9 protein-coding genes and 1 pseudogene are annotated in these 15,763 nt (G+C 42.5%); 1 reads left to right on the top strand and 9 read right to left on the bottom strand.

Annotated elements, in window-relative coordinates; genetic code table 11:
- The first annotated feature begins 55 nt into the window (after positions 1-55).
- Positions 56-844: a DNA-binding protein gene (locus AAHJ11_RS21940; RefSeq protein WP_320974317.1), complete on the top strand. Its 789-nt coding sequence runs from the start codon at positions 56-58 to the stop codon at positions 842-844.
- A 276-nt stretch (positions 845-1,120) separates the two neighbouring features.
- On the opposite strand, the gene AAHJ11_RS21935 is transcribed toward AAHJ11_RS21940, so the two are convergent.
- From AAHJ11_RS21935 to AAHJ11_RS21895, 9 genes and pseudogenes are all read right to left on the bottom strand, one after another.
- Positions 1,121-3,178, bottom strand: coding sequence for a glycoside hydrolase family 65 protein (locus tag AAHJ11_RS21935; protein ID WP_298047424.1), 2,058 nt, complete (start codon positions 3,176-3,178; stop codon positions 1,121-1,123).
- 122 nt (positions 3,179-3,300) lie between these two features.
- Entirely contained in the window at positions 3,301-5,154 is a 1,854-nt protein-coding gene (locus AAHJ11_RS21930; protein ID WP_320974316.1) for a PQQ-binding-like beta-propeller repeat protein, read from the bottom strand.
- Positions 5,155-5,185: 31 nt separating this feature from the next.
- Positions 5,186-6,103, bottom strand: coding sequence for an endonuclease/exonuclease/phosphatase family protein (locus AAHJ11_RS21925; protein WP_032853503.1), 918 nt, complete (start codon positions 6,101-6,103; stop codon positions 5,186-5,188).
- Positions 6,104-6,121: 18 nt separating this feature from the next.
- Positions 6,122-7,918 carry a RagB/SusD family nutrient uptake outer membrane protein gene (locus AAHJ11_RS21920; protein ID WP_320974315.1) on the bottom strand — a complete coding sequence of 599 codons (1,797 nt, stop codon included), beginning with the start codon at positions 7,916-7,918 and terminating at the stop codon, positions 6,122-6,124.
- A 17-nt stretch (positions 7,919-7,935) separates the two neighbouring features.
- Complete coding sequence (locus tag AAHJ11_RS21915; protein WP_320983297.1) at positions 7,936-11,448, bottom strand: TonB-dependent receptor; 3,513 nt, start codon at positions 11,446-11,448, stop codon at positions 7,936-7,938.
- A gap of 230 nt (positions 11,449-11,678) precedes the next feature.
- Complete coding sequence (locus tag AAHJ11_RS21910; RefSeq protein WP_258978444.1) at positions 11,679-12,695, bottom strand: FecR family protein; 1,017 nt, start codon at positions 12,693-12,695, stop codon at positions 11,679-11,681.
- 35 nt (positions 12,696-12,730) lie between these two features.
- Positions 12,731-13,330: an RNA polymerase sigma-70 factor gene (locus tag AAHJ11_RS21905; RefSeq protein WP_258978445.1), complete on the bottom strand. Its 600-nt coding sequence runs from the start codon at positions 13,328-13,330 to the stop codon at positions 12,731-12,733.
- A gap of 166 nt (positions 13,331-13,496) precedes the next feature.
- A pseudogene (locus AAHJ11_RS21900) lies at positions 13,497-15,046 on the bottom strand (histidine kinase dimerization/phospho-acceptor domain-containing protein).
- A gap of 181 nt (positions 15,047-15,227) precedes the next feature.
- Positions 15,228-15,548, bottom strand: a complete 321-nt coding sequence (locus AAHJ11_RS21895; protein ID WP_074557503.1) for a DMT family transporter — start codon at positions 15,546-15,548, stop codon at positions 15,228-15,230.
- Positions 15,549-15,763: the final 215 nt, after the last annotated feature.

Raw genomic sequence — 15,763 nt, 5'->3', positions numbered from 1 at the left:
TCCTCCCAAGCAACAAAACAAGAATTTAATTATCAACTTAATCCCTATTACTTCTATGGCAAACTGGTTAACAATCAAGCAACTGTCCGAAAAGCGCGACATTGCAGAATCCACTCTCCGAAATTGGATAAACTTAGGTTACATCACTTCCTCAACCATCGACAATGTCATAATGCTGGACGACGATAGTCTGATTTCCTATTTGGACACTCATCAAACCAAAGGACTGAATAAAGAGTCCCTGGAAAAATTAATCAAAGAGAAAAAGATGGAGTGCGAGATCATTCTCTCCCACCTCGACGACGAACTGTTCCTTTTAAAAACCCAAAGCCTTCACCAACCGCTTTTTCATATCATCGTGCAAGAGCTCGGACAACTGATTACCAACGACACTCAACGGGAAATATTCCTAGCCATCTCCACTGGCGAACCGATCTCACGCGTAGCAGTACGGCAAAACATGACTTATCAGGAAACAATGGAGGCTTACAGCAATATCCTCAAAAAATTAAGTGAAAATACAGAAAGAATCGCTACATACCGCAACCAGACAATGGCGTCTCTTTTTGGTAAATACAACACGGATAATCCTACGAATATCCCTATAAGACGACTTTTCAACGAACGCGCATGCAATGTTCTGCACAAACTGGAAATAGCAACCGTGCGAGAACTTCTACAATTCACCTACCAATACGGATGGGGTAGACTGAAACGTCTCGAAGGCCTAGGAAAAACAACGTACAATGAGATACTTAACGCATTGTATAACGCAAACTTCATCGTCTTTTGCGAAGACAAGAGTATTGCTTTGTCACCTGAAATAGCGGCATTTGTATTGTAGAAAGCATAATGGTGTAGAATAATAATCAAAGAGCAACAAGTAAAAAAGCAGTAAATAAACAAACTTAAATAAAAGGTATCCGAACTCTTTTGAATAAAACGAGAGTTTGGATACCTTCCATACTTATAGCAAAGATTCGATCAACTTAGAATGAAGAGAAGATTCGATCTCATCCATTGCTAAAAAGGCATTGTTAACAATCATTTTCTTAGAAGATGCCCCCCATATTTGCACATCGGTTTGTTGTTGCAAAACCATATTGTATATCCTGTCAATTCATTTAATGATATAATTCTTTTTCTCTTTCCCTATTCCTTTCAAAGTCAGAGATTTCCATGCATCAGGGATTGCTCCTTTTCCGGCAACAATTCCCTTATCCGTAATATCCAGTCCACCGAATCCCATTAGTACGGACTGCAATACACCGCCTGCCCCTGTCAGGAAATAGGGATTCGTACCACCGTCAAATTCGGCTATCACCCGGAATGGCGGATTCAGATTGGGACAATAGGAATCTCTAAAATAATGCCATGCACGTTCACGATCTCCCAATCGAGTAAACAAAATGGAGTAAATGGACTTCGACATGGCAGGTGTTTTCTTTCTCGGAACAGTCTGAAGATAGTATTCGAGATCTTTTCGGATCTGCTCTTTTTCTGTAACGAGCTTTAACGGGAACGCCAACAGGCAGACATCAGCTTGTTTCGTTATAGCCCCGTCATAGGTATCATGCTCTGCCGTTACTCCATTGGCAAGTTTCCGGAAACGAAGTTTCTCCGCCACAGTCGTCCACATAGGATCTGATTTTACATTTAATAGTTTGGCAGCTCTGCAGGCAGCTTCCAAAGTAGATTTTGCGACACCGTTTGTATAAGCATTATTATTCACGTTCTTTCCCCCTTGAGGATTCTGATTCCATTCATCCGCCCCAATCACATTCCTGATTTCATACTCTCCTGCTTCATTCGGTTCCGAACGGCTCACCCAATAATCGGCAGCGGCACTAATGATGGGAAATCCCTTTTGGCGAAGCCAATCCAAATCCTGCACCACTGAATAATATTGCCAGGTTGCCATAGCTACACCTCCTGTAATATGATTTTCGAAAGGACCATAAATGTTGGTTACCGTATTATCCTCGTTTCCCTTATCACTACTTTCCCATGGATACATTGCTCCTTTGTAGCCATGCATAAAAGCATTATGCTTGGCTGCGTCCAGACGTTGATAACGATACTCTATCATTGATTCCGCCAATTCGGGATGAAGTAGTAACAAAGCCGGAAAAATCCACGTATCAGCATCCCAAAACACGTGTCCGTTATAGCCGAAACCCGAAAGCCCCATCGGAGAACAGGACAATCCCGAACCTTCCCGCACAAAAGCATACGTGTGATAAAGCATACTGTGAATGTCTTGTTGCGACTGAAGATCGCCCTCAATCACAATATCGCTTTCCCAAAGCTTGTCCCATGCAGCCTCGTGCTTACTCCATAACCGTTCGACACCTTCTACCGCAGCAAATGCCGTCAACCGTTCCACCTCATTCCTGACATCGGCATGAGTGACAGAGGAAAGCGTCGTCCCTATAATCGAAAAAGTATAGGGTTGACCTGCCTGTAAACGGATCGTAAACTCTTGCGTATGTACCCCGACTCCCCGTGCACTTCGATGACAGACTTCCGGATGAGGAAAGGAGGCATCGAAGACAAACGATGAACAAGCCCCGATTTCAAATTCCCGGACCGGAGATTTTGCTACTGACGTGCAGAGGTCAATCGCTGTCTTTCCATTGAAAATCCGGTTGTAATATTCCTGCGGATTACGCAGTGACTCATGTACCGTCATTATATTCGCTACGGATACTTCTATGTTTTCTTTCGGAATGATCTGCACACGCAACAAACATGAATAAGGCAAATGACGCAATGATGTATATTGATATTCAACACGGGCCAGTGATTTATAATCAAATTCTCCACAAAACACTCCCCGACGCATATCCAAAGTCTGTTTGTAACCGGATATCTGGGAAGCCTTCACCGTAGAACCGTTTATCTGCAATTCCGTATCAAGCATATTGATGCCATGCAGGAAATTGTTTACTCTCCCCTTACCATAAATATCATAAACTCCTCCCAACACGACGCGGGAAACCTTCAAAGGTTCGGGAGAAGAGACTAACCCCAACATACCATTAGCTACAGTTATTCCATAATAGGATTGGGGGTCAATTTGTTCTGCAGTAATTTTCCAGGCATCTTGTGCGAACAGACCAATAACAGGCCACAACCCGCCCAACAGCAGGAATATTAAAAAGTTCCTTTTTCTCATTTTATCTGTATTTTATAAGCTTCTTATGAATGCATAGCCAGTCTTTTCTCATCGGAGCAAGGCAAAACCCGCTCCGACGAAAAAAGAAACATGCTAACTAAAAGTCTGTATGGATAAAAAAACTAATACATATATCCGCTCTTACCCGGATTACCGCCCATCTGCGACCACGCATTGGCTGCATAACCTGTCGCTGCGCCTTCAACAGCAAATAGAGTTGGTTTTCCTTCCAGCATACCGGTCACATAGATAATGCCATCAGCAGATATGGTAGGAGAAGATTGCAACCCAGTTCCAAGTTGGAGCGAAGCAATTGCTTTTCCTGTAGCCGGCTCAAGCTTCACCAAAGAACCTTTTTCCGTATCATTATAGTAGATATAACCTTCATTATCTATAGCCGGAACACCATAAGCAGTGCCTGCCACTTCCGTTGCCCATAGAACGGAGCCTGTAGAGGAAATAGCAGTAATATATTTGTCAGTAGCTACATACACAACCCCATTTCCATCAACAACCAAGCCATAACCGGTTTGTTTATTTTCCCCTTTGACAGCAGTGTACCATTCAGGAGCCGAAACATTACCTTCGGTCGTTTTCTTGGTATCATAACAATAGACTAATGCTTTGGTCTCATTGATAGATATGCGGGCTCCCAAATTAAGGCAAAGGATATATGCTTTTCCATCCGCACCGACAGCGATCTGGCTACCATTAGGCTGGTCATTCGGAGCATAATTTTGCTCATTGGTCGACTTGCTCCAGCTATTGCCTTTCGGGAAGAAGATGTGTGTACCATACGAACGGCCTCCACTCTGACCTGTGTTGACAAGCACCCTGCCATCTTTTAATCCCACACAACCGCCATAACTTCCGGAAGATGTCTTCTCTGCATATTGCAGCACACCGGATGTCTTATCATAAATACGGAAATGCATACCATCCGTGCTCGGAGCTGAATTTGTCAGAATCATCACATACCGATCCGTAACAACCGGAGCACCGAAAGGACGCATACTCGATTTGGCACCAATCGAAGTAAACCATTTCTGCGTTCCACCATCCGCACCACCTTTCACCGCATAAAGACTGGCAGACTTAGCCGCATCCGCTTTGGAAGTGTTATCTCCGACAGCCACATAAACCACTCCATCGGAATCCACCGTAGGGGTCGGATGCTGATAGTCGGAGCCACGATTCGGTTCATTGTTTTGTCCGCAATCAAATCCCCAAACCCGTTCACCAAGTTTGGTGAAACAAACCAGATTATAATTACTGGAAGAAACATAAACATACTCACCATCCGCACTTGTTGCCGGAGAAGTGCTAACTACCACTCCCTGTTCATCATAAGAGTGAGCCCATAATACCCCAAGGCTACCGGCACTCTTGGCTACATCAACTGTGACAGTCTTAGTATCTTTCCGTTTTTTATTGTCCGTTACCGTCAGCGATACATTTATTTTCCCATGCGAACCGAAAGTCACTGTCGGATTTTCCTCCGTTGAAAGGATAGCACCGAAAGTCCATTCTCTCTTAATAATCTCACATCCTTCCGCCGCTTTCGACTGATCCGTAAATACCACTTCCTCACCCGCTACAATTTGTTCGGGAAGCCAGCTGAAATCTGCCGTAGGGCGAATACCGTCGTCTATTATTTTAATTGTCTTTTCAAATACTGATTTCATTGAACCGTGATCCGAGGTAACAGTCAGACGAAAAAGATAGTCTCCGCCCTCTTCCACGCTAAATGGTTCGGGAGCAGCCAGTTCATAGGACACCTTACCCATAAATTCCCATTTGCAGACTGCAATCTGGGCATTCTCCGCTGTCGACGTATTCGTTAGGGTAATCAAATCACCAATCTCATAGGATTCTTTATCTGTAGTGAATCCAGCCTGCACCCATGCCTCTTCTGCAGGGTTACACCCCACTAACAGGCCGACAGCAGCTATCAATAAATATATGATTCTTTTCATTGCGTTTCTGTAATTTTAGATGATCGTTTCATTACTTCACGTATTCCAACTTACCGACGATAGGATAATGATCTGAAATATAAGTGATATTCTGATATACCTTATCTATTGTCTCGAATTTCAACGCCTTAAAGCCTGTACAAAAGATATGATCCACAATGTAAGGATTAGCAGTGCCAAATCCGGTATAAGAGTATTTCGAGTCTGTGACCGGAGCCGATAAGCGGACATTCGTCATGAATGTTTTAACTCCGTTAAAGATATCACTGTCAATCTGTTTGTTAAAGTCGGCAGTGAGCAACATGGGCAATCCTTCCGGATTGAGTTCCGACATTTTATTCACAATGACTTCCATTGACTTGCCCGGAGCGATGGTAGAGCCTACATCAATGTGCGTATTGATAAAGAAGAATTTCTTGCCGGAAGCAATGTGCTTGAAGATTGCCCACGTTGCCACACGCGGAACTGTATTATCCCAACCTTGAGACCCCGGTACATCAGGAGTTTCGGAAAGCCAGAAACAATCCCACTTGACAAGTTCAACAGCCTTTTTTCTATAAAAGATGGGAACAAACTCATCATTGTTGGCATTGTTGGCACGGCGTCCTTTACCGATATATCCATAATCCTTCCAGTTCTCTTCCAACCACTTCAACTGTGGCGGACGTGCTTCCTGCATACCGATCACTGTTGGTTTCTGCTCTTCAATCATCGGAATAAAAGCTGCCGTACGGGCATCCCATGACTTATCCCCCGTATCATTGGTATTGTAATACCGGATATTAAACGACATAACTTTAATCTGGTTGTCATCCAGAGACGGATCTTCCTCTTTCACCGTTTCAGGATCTTTATAAAATTCCGAATAATCAGGAGTAGTATTACTGCATCCGCCTAACGCTACAACATAGATAGCAATTACAGGCAATATCTGGTTAAATTTCATCATACTAAATCTTTTTATATTTTAATTCCAATTGGGGTTCTGTGATAGTTTATATCCGGCACTCTCATAGTCGCGGATTACCTGCGCCGGAACAGGATAAAGATACTGACGGTCATCATCATACCAAACGCGGTTTCCCGTACCGGGATTATACTTTAAATCGTATCCACCTGCCGCATTTACTGTGGCATAAAGTCCTGTTTCATTCTTTACATTCACTGTTTTGCAATCTTTATTGGACGACTGAGTACCGTTGTCAGTAAAGTAACAATCAGGAGTTCCGTCGCCATTCAAATCAATATCCACATTCAATGCGCTGATGTGCATTCCTGTCCAAGGCAGCTCCTCTATCAGATCACCGCATTTCCAACGGCGCAAATCATCGAACCGCATACCTTCGGCCACCAATTCAATGGCACGTTCACGACGGATTTCCAGCAAGACCGGATCTGTGATATTCGGATAAAACATCTGCTGCAAATAAGAATCTGCGGTTGCAGGGAGCTTTTCCGTTCCACCTGTAATTCCTGCACGTCGACGCAGAGCTCCGATGGTAGTATTCCATTCGGCATCAGTAAGCCCGCCCAGTTCGGCTTGCGCTTCGGCATAGTTAAGTAGCACTTCGGCATAGCGCAACAGCGGAATACTGTTGTTGTTCTTTTCATTGTTATCGTATTTCGTATCATCGAGAGAATACTTAATCACATGATAACCGGTCAGGCAAACCGTCATATCAGCTACCACAGCTTTTCCGTCACGTTTGAAATCCAGTCCGCGGATGGTTTGTGCCAAACGCAGGTCGCGGCTCTTCATCTCTTCCACAAAGTTCTTGGTTTCATAGCCTGTTTCGGAAGTGAACGGAGTACCATCCAGTTTCAGGTAGGTATTAACGAACGGACGAACCAGACTCCAGCCTTTACCATACGAAAGTGAATTATACCAGTAATTTTGAGTACCGTAGATTCCGGATGCACTATTGGCACATACCGCCAGAATTACTTCAGATGTTATGGGTGCTTCCAGATAGAACAAATCGCGGTAAGCTCCTTTTGTACCCGTTGCCGTATTCAATGAAAGTCCGCTGTTATCCATTACCAACTTGGCTGCACTGGCAGCGTGCCGGTAGAGTTCTTCGGGAGTGATTTCCAAACCTGTAAGTTTGTGATAACGGCGATAAGCGGCTTCGAACAGACATACACGGGATTTGAGTGCGGCTGCAGCCCATTTGGTTAGCGTGGAGCTATTTACGGAAGAAGTTACCTGAATATGTTCGTAGGCAAAATCAAGGTCCTCAATCATATTTCTGATGATAATATCCCGGCTGTCACGTTCTTTATACATGACATCATACTGATAGGACTGAATTTCATTGGCAAACCAAGGAACTTCTCCGTATTGGGTCAACTTATCATAATAGAACCAGGCACGGAACCAACGGGCGATGCCCAGATAATTATCACGGGTAGCCGCATCCACCGTGCACTCTTTCGAATGACAACCATCAATAAAATAGTTGATGTTCCGCAGGGTTCCCCACGACCAGTTGGTAGCTGTTTCCGAATTGTACGCGTTTTGCTGAATAAAGACATTGGTCTGCCGGACAGCGGCAATATCACACATTTCGTCCTGCTGATAACCAGTGGAAAGGGTCGGCAACGCCCGATAGAAGGAATAGGCATAAAGGCGCAATCCGGACTCACTACCGAAAACCATTGCTTTGTCAGCTTCCACCTGCATCGTCTCCGTCAAATCGCAACTACCTAACAGCACCGTTGCACACAGAAGCAGGATATTACGTATATTACTTAATCTTTTCATATCTTATTTGTTTCTATTTAGTAAGTGATCGATATTCCTAAACTGAGATTCCGCATCGTCGGATAGTTGAAACCGTCTCCTTTGTCACCTGAAGTCAGGTCATTATCCGAACCTTTCGTTATCACTGCCACATCATAATCTTTCGTGTGACGGTAGAGTGGAGACCATGACCATAAGTTCTCTCCCGAGAAATAGACGGACACTTTAGAGAAACCGGCTTTTGCTATCCATTTCTTTGGCAAATTGTAACCAAACTGCAAGTTTTTGAGCCGGAAGTAAGATACATCCTGCAAGTAGCGTGTATTAGCCGTACCTTTATATAAGGGGTTATAGTAACCCGAATAACGCGGCAGATAGGCATCAGGGCGGTCTTTGGTCCAGTAGTTATTCAAGTGCCACACCGGGACTTGGTTGTAAGGACGGTTATACTGTCCCCAGAAAGAACTCTCACCGCTGGGATACCAGTCTTGTTTTCCCACACCATCGAACATGGCTGACAGGAAGAAATTATTCCAGTCGGCACTAAACGAGAGGGTATAGATGTAGCGCGGTTCGGAGTTTCCTATAATTTTCCGGTCGCCCGGTGAGTCTACCGTATTGGCTCCGTTATCAATAGTACCAGTGTTGTTCAAGTCCTCGAAGCGCATATCACCCGGATAAGTAATGTAATTGACAGACGTCTGCATCAGGTTGTTTTTGTAGCCTTTTCCATCAAAGGCTGCATCAATTTCTTCCTGTGACTGAAATAATCCATTACAGACAAATCCCCAAATTTCACCGATACGCTGACCTACATAATAATCATCCAAATCACGTTTAGGATTATTATATTTGTCTATCACCGAGTGATAGTCGGCAAGGGTTGCTTTAATGCCGAAGTTGAACGGTTTGCCTGCCAAACGAAACGAATCATTATACCCCAATGAAATTTCGTAGCCATAGGTACTCATGTCGGCATAGTTTCCTTTGGGTGATGATGCCCCGAACGTATCGGGAAGCGTGGGACCCACCGTATACATATTAGCGGTCTTACGTACATAATAATCGGCAGACAGCGTAATCTTGTTATTCCAAAATCCCAGATCGATACCGGCATCAATGGTTCGTGAGGTTTCCCAACCGATATTATCAGGAATTTGAGCGGGATTGAGCGTGTAACGCAACTGTGCCTTACCGTCAAGATAACGACCTTCGCTCGATGAGCCGGTAGTGGAATAAGTCTTCAATGCAAACTTCTCCAGATAAGAGTAAGGCTTCACATTGCTATTCCCTAATGCACCATAAGAGACACGCAGTTTTCCATTGGAGATAATATCAGGATTTACTTTCCAGAACTTCTCTTCCGAGAAACGCCATGCTGCCGAAGCCGAAGGGAAAAATCCCCACTGCGAATTGTCGGGAAACTTCGAAGAACCGTCATAACGCCCGTTCACCTCGAATAGATAACGATTATCATAAGAGTAGTTCAACCGGAAGAATGCCCCGGCATACCGCCAACGGTTACCATCACTTTTTATAGACATATTATCTCCCATAGCAAAGTTTATATTTTCCACATCAGGCATTAACAGGCCATTTCGCTCCGAAGAGATTGCTTTGTGATCCTGTTGTTCATAGTTATATCCTGCTAAAGCCTTCAAATAATGTTTTCCTGCAAATGTATTCTCATATTCAGCATATACATTGGTGGATATATAAGTGGTCTGTTGCACTTTTTCGGACATTTTATCGTCAGTTTCCGGTACTCCGAGGTATTTAATTACTCCTTCATAATCGCTATATGGAACGGCAGTGGTCTTTTTATCTTCTATAAAATCCCTCGTACGGAAAGAAAAGTCTCCGGTAAAACGTAATTTGTTGTCCAGCATTGTAATATTCAGAGTAGTCGTATTTTTCAACGTTTTTGTTGTACGCTTTATCCAGTTATCCCCTGTCACCAGCCCGCCGACAGAACGTGCTCCGGAGTGCGTCAATGTTCCGTCCGGATTGAAGATAGGTTCGGACGAGTGTCCTTCCATATTGATCGCCTTCCAAACCAGACCTTCATTCTGCTCTACATAACCCAATGGTTGCGTATATTTATCATGAGTATAGTCTATGTTATTAGAGATTTTCAACCAGTCGAATACTTGTGCACTGATTTTGGTACGCATATTCATTGTACGGTAGGTGTCCGAGTTATAATTGAACAGACCATCGTAATCGTACAAACGGGCGGAAGTGTAGTAACTGATTTTCCCGTTCGAACCGCTGACAGATACATTGTGTGACTGTGCAAATGTATGATCTTTATAAAGTGCATCATAGTAATCTTCATTCCCGTAGTAAGTATACTTTCCGTCAGGTCCAACTGCTGCCTGCAATGTGTTGCCTGCCAACTTTCTCTGCCGGAAAGTTTCCAACCATTCTTTTGAGAAAGGTTGCGACTTGTTAATACTGGTAGGTTCTATCCCGCGATAATTAAATTCTGCCTCACGGAACAAATATGCCCAAACATAACCATCATCAACCACGTCCGGTATAGCATACGGAGTCTCATAAGAGAAGTTTCCCGTATAATTGATAGTAAACTTATCTTTTTGCTTCGACGGATCTTTTGTTGTAATCAGGACAACACCATACGGAGCACGTGAACCGTAAATGGCTGCCGAAGCCGCATCTTTCAATACGGACACACTTTCTATATCATTCGGGTTTAGCATGGCCGGATCGCCTTCTACACCGTCTATCAAGACCAGTGCGCTACCACCCGCTCCGATAGATGTCACACCGCGGATATTATATGAAGCGGACTGATTAGGTTTACCGTCGGCAAGCGAAATATTCAGATTAGGGACAGCTCCTTGCAACATCTGTGTGACATTAGCCACCGGACGATTTTCAAATACATCTGATGATACATTCTCTACCGCACCTGTCAGGTTTATCTTTTTCTGCGTACTAAACCCAACCACAACCACTTCGTCCAGTGTCTGCGTATCATCTTTCAGTATGACCGTCAAGTAATTCTTATTCTTCACGCCCACTTCTTGTGTCAGAAACCCCAGATAGGATACTTGCACAATGCTCCCCTCGCTGACCGCCAACTGAAACTTGCCGTCCATATCGGAGATCGTACCAGTTGTACCATTCTTTTCTTTGATATTGGCACCGATAACCGGCTCGCCCGACATATCCTTTACTATTCCGTTAATAGTGTACTTTTTGGAGGATTGCTGTACGGGCTGACTGCCTTTCTTCTTTATGACAATATCTTTCCCCTGGATCGTATAGCTGACATCCTGCCCCGCCAAGACTTGTTCTACAACCTTTTCAATAGGCAAATCTTTGGCTAACACTGTCACAATCTTTTTTGTATTCAGATCGCTTGCTGCAAATGCAAATGAATATCCGTTTTGCTTCTGTATTGTTTCGATGGCCTGTTTTACCGTTACGTTCCTCAATTGCAAGCTGATATGCTGGGCAAATAAGCTCAGATGAAAGCATAGCAAGAGCAGGACCATGAAAAAGACTTTCTTCTTATTTTTCATAAGTCAATGGATAAATAATTGATAAATAGGATGAGAAGTTTAGGAATTTATTTATATTTGCCTAAGCTTTCATCAATTAAAGTCACTGTGGCTTTTAAGATAGAAAGGCAAGAGGTCAGGGGATGGAAAAGGAACCTGACCTTTTTATGTTTCTATCAAGAGAGGTTAATCATGTTTTTCTAAATGGCTTTTCATATTTCTTTAAGTTTTAAAGGTTCAACATTTGTTCATTAGGGAAGTGTGATCACAATATTTTTTCCATTAATGGTATAAGTCATTTTATCTGTAGATGACAATACATTCATAATTTCCTGAATGCTTTGCTCTCTTTTACGGAAGTTTCCATAAAAACGAATTGTATTCAAAGTGTCATCTGCAACGGTTATTTTCACATCATAACTTCTTTCCAATTCTTTAATGATATCCGAAAGCAGTACTTCGTCAAAATAAAGACGGTCATTTGTCCATTCAACACTATGGATAGCTTTTGTAGCAGAAACAGATAGTTTTCCGGTCTTCTTATCCAATAATGCCTGTTGGTTCGGATGAAGTACCGTTTCTTTTTGCAGAGTGTTCAAGGCTACTTTTCCTTCCAGAAGGCATACTTTAGCTTCCAGATCGTCTTTATAGTTCCGAAAGTTAAATTTAGTACCTAATACCTTTACATCCAGCTCTTCTGTGTGTACTTTAAAAGGTGTTTCTTTATTTTTAGTAACTTCAAAATAGGCTTCTCCCGATAAATCCAAAGCACGCTCATTGATGCCAAAATCTTGTGCATAACTCATCTTAGAACCTGCATTCAGCCAAACTAACGTCCCATCGGGAAGATACAACTTAGTCTTTGAACCATAAGGAGCCTCAACAGTAATACGTGTCAACTGGTTTTGGAGTACTCTCTTTCCACTCTGAAAAGCGATTGTTGCACACACAAAAACAATAATAACCATGGCAGCAGCATACATCCACGGGCGTATGTGAAATGCTTTCCGTTTTTCCGGCCGTTTTACAGAGGACCCGGTATGTTCTAAAAATAATTGATAAGCTTGTTCTTTATTGAAGTTCAACTCATCGGCTTCGTCTGAAGCGGCTATCCAGACTTCTTGCATATCGGAAAAATACTTTCGGTTTTCTTCCGAAATATTCAGCCAATCCTGCAACAACTGCATTTCTTCCTGGGTCAGACTATTTGTGAGATAGCCGATAATCCAATCATTGACTGTATCCGTATGTAGCGATTGTTCATTCATAAAAATAGTGCCTTTATATATACTACAGTTTTTTATTATAGGAGGGTAGGATAAAAAGCAAAAATAATACATAAAAAAGTTCCCAGTTCTTTTTTCAGTACTACTAACGCACTCTTAATGTGATACTTGACGGTATTGATGGAAATTCCCAGCTTCTGTGATATTTCTTCGTAAGTCATCTCCTGAAAGCGGCTCATGATGAATACTTGCCTGCAAACCGGTGGTAGTTTATTGACAGATTCTTTAATTTTAGACTCCAATTCTTCTTTTAACAGGTTACCTAAAGGTTGTTGAGTGTCGGATATGATATTTTGTAATTGAATGCCTGCCCGTTCAATGGTAGAGAAATGTACTTCCATCTCCTGTTGTTTAAGAGCTAAATAATTCAGGCATTTATTACGCACCGCTACAATCAGGTAATTCCGTAAGGGAGGTACAAGTTCTAATTTATCCCTGATTTCCCACAGATGAAAAATGGCATCATTCACTATACTTTCAGCCTGTACCTTATCTTTCAGAAAATAATAACTAAGTTTACAGAGAGCAACATAATGATAATCATATATATACTTATATGCTTCATTATCCCCAGCCTTCAACTTTTTTATAATGTATTTTTCATCGATTGGAATCATAATCTGTTTTTTCTGCTCTGCAATATTCGGATAATATATTGAAAGATGCAAATTAATCAGAGGAAAAAATAAAAATGAAAAAAGAATGAAATCACTCTTTCACAGGAGTATCTCATTCTTTTAATATCATCTTAAAGCTAATATTCATATTTAAATTCTCTCCGATTCATCTCAACAGAATAGTTGTATCTATTCCGTTTGTACCCGACATTTTCATATCCATAAAGATGAGATCGGGAGTTTCGGCGTTAAAAAGCTCTATGACCTCACTGCCGTTGTGCGCCCTCACCAAACATGACACTGTTCAGCTGGAATACCCTTACCCGTATCCGTTACACAAAAACGCACCTGGCCGTCATCATTCAACGTATAAGAAAGGATGATCGATCCTTTGGTGGTAAATTTCAGAGCATTGGCCATGAAATTATAGAGTACCTGCATGATCCGGTTCTTGTCGGCATCAATCACGATCTGCGACAAACTTTCGTCAAAACGCAGTTCTACTGCTCCATCATGTTTCTTATGTGAGAAAGTAGTAATCACTTCCCGACAAAGTTGAGGTACATCCACCCACCAGGTAGTAAGTTCTATCGTGCCGGCCTCAATCTTGGAAATATCCAGAATGTCGGAAATAGGATTGAGCAGCAGCTCGTTATTCTCCTGCACCAGCGACATATATGCTTAAAGCAGTTCTATCTCATCAGTTTCAGCAAGCAGACCCGCGAAGCCTACGATAGCATTGAGAGGAGTACGTATTTCGTGACTCATATTGGCAAAAAATGCCGATTTGAGCCTGTCGGATTCTTCGGCTTTCTCTTTCGCTTCAATCAGTTCCAGTCCCACGTGCTTGCGAATGGAGATAACACCTGTGAGTTTGCGGTCGGCAATTTTCGGACAATGTGTGCATGCCCCATCCAGTCCCGCATTCAGCATTTTCCAGCATGTCACCCTTTCCGGAACCTGCCCGGCTTCTTCCCTGAAAGGTTTATTTGCAAAAAGCACCTCCAGAGATTCATAATCGCTAACAAAAATATTAGCATTGATATGGTCCAATACCTTTTGCATCGTACGCTGCGATTGTTACAGGGATGTTTCGACCTGCCAGCGCTTTGTAGCGGTAGACACAATCTGCAAAATCTGCCCCATCAATTCCACATCTTTTTCATCCCATTGTTTCTTCCAGCAGAAGTTAAATGAAAGAAAACTGAAATGCACCCCCAACTGTGACAAAGGAAAGACAGCGATGGCCTTCACGCCTTGCACTTTGAGCATTTAAGTTATAAAAGGATCAAGTGAATAAATATCAGACGTACAGATGATATGGTTTTCTTCAAGCATATCGAACCAGGATTTTCCCGCTTCAATGGTCATACTCCGCAGATAATCTATAGCAAACTCGATACCCTCGTTACACCATTCGTAGGTGCAGCCATACGTTACTCCGTCGAGATGATTCTCCCACGTTGCCAAACGGTCGACACCAGTATAACGTCCAATTTCGGCAAGTGCCATATTCATAGCTGTAGGTATGTCCGGTTCCAGTTGCAGAATTTACAGTACCTTGATGAACAATGCCTGCCGTCGGTTGGTTACTTCCAGATTTTCCTGAATGACAATCAGGTCTTTAGACTTCTCTTCAATCATTTGCTCGAGCCGGGTACGATACTGTTCCAGTTCCATACCGACTCCTTGGGGTTCGGAATCTGTAGATTTCATTTTTTAATCGATAATGGTGAATAGAATAATAATTTAGTTATCGGCGAGATACGCCCATATATTCTGCCAATATATGAATTTATTCTATCAACCAAAATAATTCCTACTAAAACGCACTTTCCTCCAAAGGATTAGTATTTGTAGAGTTGTGGTAATATCTTTCGTACCGGTCCATTTCAAATTACATCAGTTTCAATCCTATGATTGAAAGAATCAAAGTCGTCATAAAAAACAAACGCCCCAAAGTGACCGGTTCATGGAAAAACAGAATACCGACCAATACGGTTCCCACTGCCCCTATTCCCGTCCAAACAGGATATGCAGTGCCGATGGGTAATGTTTGCGCAGCCTTTGCCAACAGGTACATACTTAAGGTTACAGAGATTACAAACCCCGCTCCCCATAAATAAAAGTCAGCACCCGTTGCTCCTTTTATCTTACCCAGACAAAAAGTGAAGCCGACTTCAAAGAGTCCGGCAATAATCAATATTATCCAATTCATATCTTTCTATTTTAAAATCAGACTGCAAAATTAGGCAGACAGCAGGAGCTTTCACTTTACATTTGATAAGAAATGACTGCATAAGAGTATGAACAATTCCTCTTTCCTAATCTAACTTTTTGTATTTTTGCAGAAAATGGTGCGACAAGAAGTCGTACAAGTAATTGTTCAGCATAATGTCTGAACCTGTTGTTCCGTCAACAGTAGCCTAAAGA

Source organism: Bacteroides sp. 90-K9/2, assembly GCF_047310725.1.
In the GTDB taxonomy this organism is placed as follows: domain Bacteria; phylum Bacteroidota; class Bacteroidia; order Bacteroidales; family Bacteroidaceae; genus Bacteroides; species Bacteroides vicugnae.
The sequence above is the reverse complement of the archived record's forward strand: the minus strand, read 5'-3'. Positions and strand labels throughout refer to the sequence as shown.

What these genes read in the sequence shown, in the direction of transcription:
- AAHJ11_RS21930 (WP_320974316.1), bottom strand. Translation starts at nt 5,154, where the DNA reads ATGAAAAGAATCATATATTTATTGATAGCTGCTGTCGGCCTGTTAGTG.
- AAHJ11_RS21920 (WP_320974315.1), bottom strand. Translation starts at nt 7,918, where the DNA reads ATGAAAAGATTAAGTAATATACGTAATATCCTGCTTCTGTGTGCAACG.
- AAHJ11_RS21910 (WP_258978444.1), bottom strand. Translation starts at nt 12,695, where the DNA reads ATGAATGAACAATCGCTACATACGGATACAGTCAATGATTGGATTATC.
- AAHJ11_RS21935 (WP_298047424.1), bottom strand. Translation starts at nt 3,178, where the DNA reads ATGAGAAAAAGGAACTTTTTAATATTCCTGCTGTTGGGCGGGTTGTGG.
- AAHJ11_RS21925 (WP_032853503.1), bottom strand. Translation starts at nt 6,103, where the DNA reads ATGATGAAATTTAACCAGATATTGCCTGTAATTGCTATCTATGTTGTA.
- AAHJ11_RS21940 (WP_320974317.1), top strand. Translation starts at nt 56, where the DNA reads ATGGCAAACTGGTTAACAATCAAGCAACTGTCCGAAAAGCGCGACATT.
- AAHJ11_RS21895 (WP_074557503.1), bottom strand. Translation starts at nt 15,548, where the DNA reads ATGAATTGGATAATATTGATTATTGCCGGACTCTTTGAAGTCGGCTTC.
- AAHJ11_RS21905 (WP_258978445.1), bottom strand. Translation starts at nt 13,330, where the DNA reads ATGATTCCAATCGATGAAAAATACATTATAAAAAAGTTGAAGGCTGGG.
- AAHJ11_RS21915 (WP_320983297.1), bottom strand. Translation starts at nt 11,448, where the DNA reads ATGAAAAATAAGAAGAAAGTCTTTTTCATGGTCCTGCTCTTGCTATGC.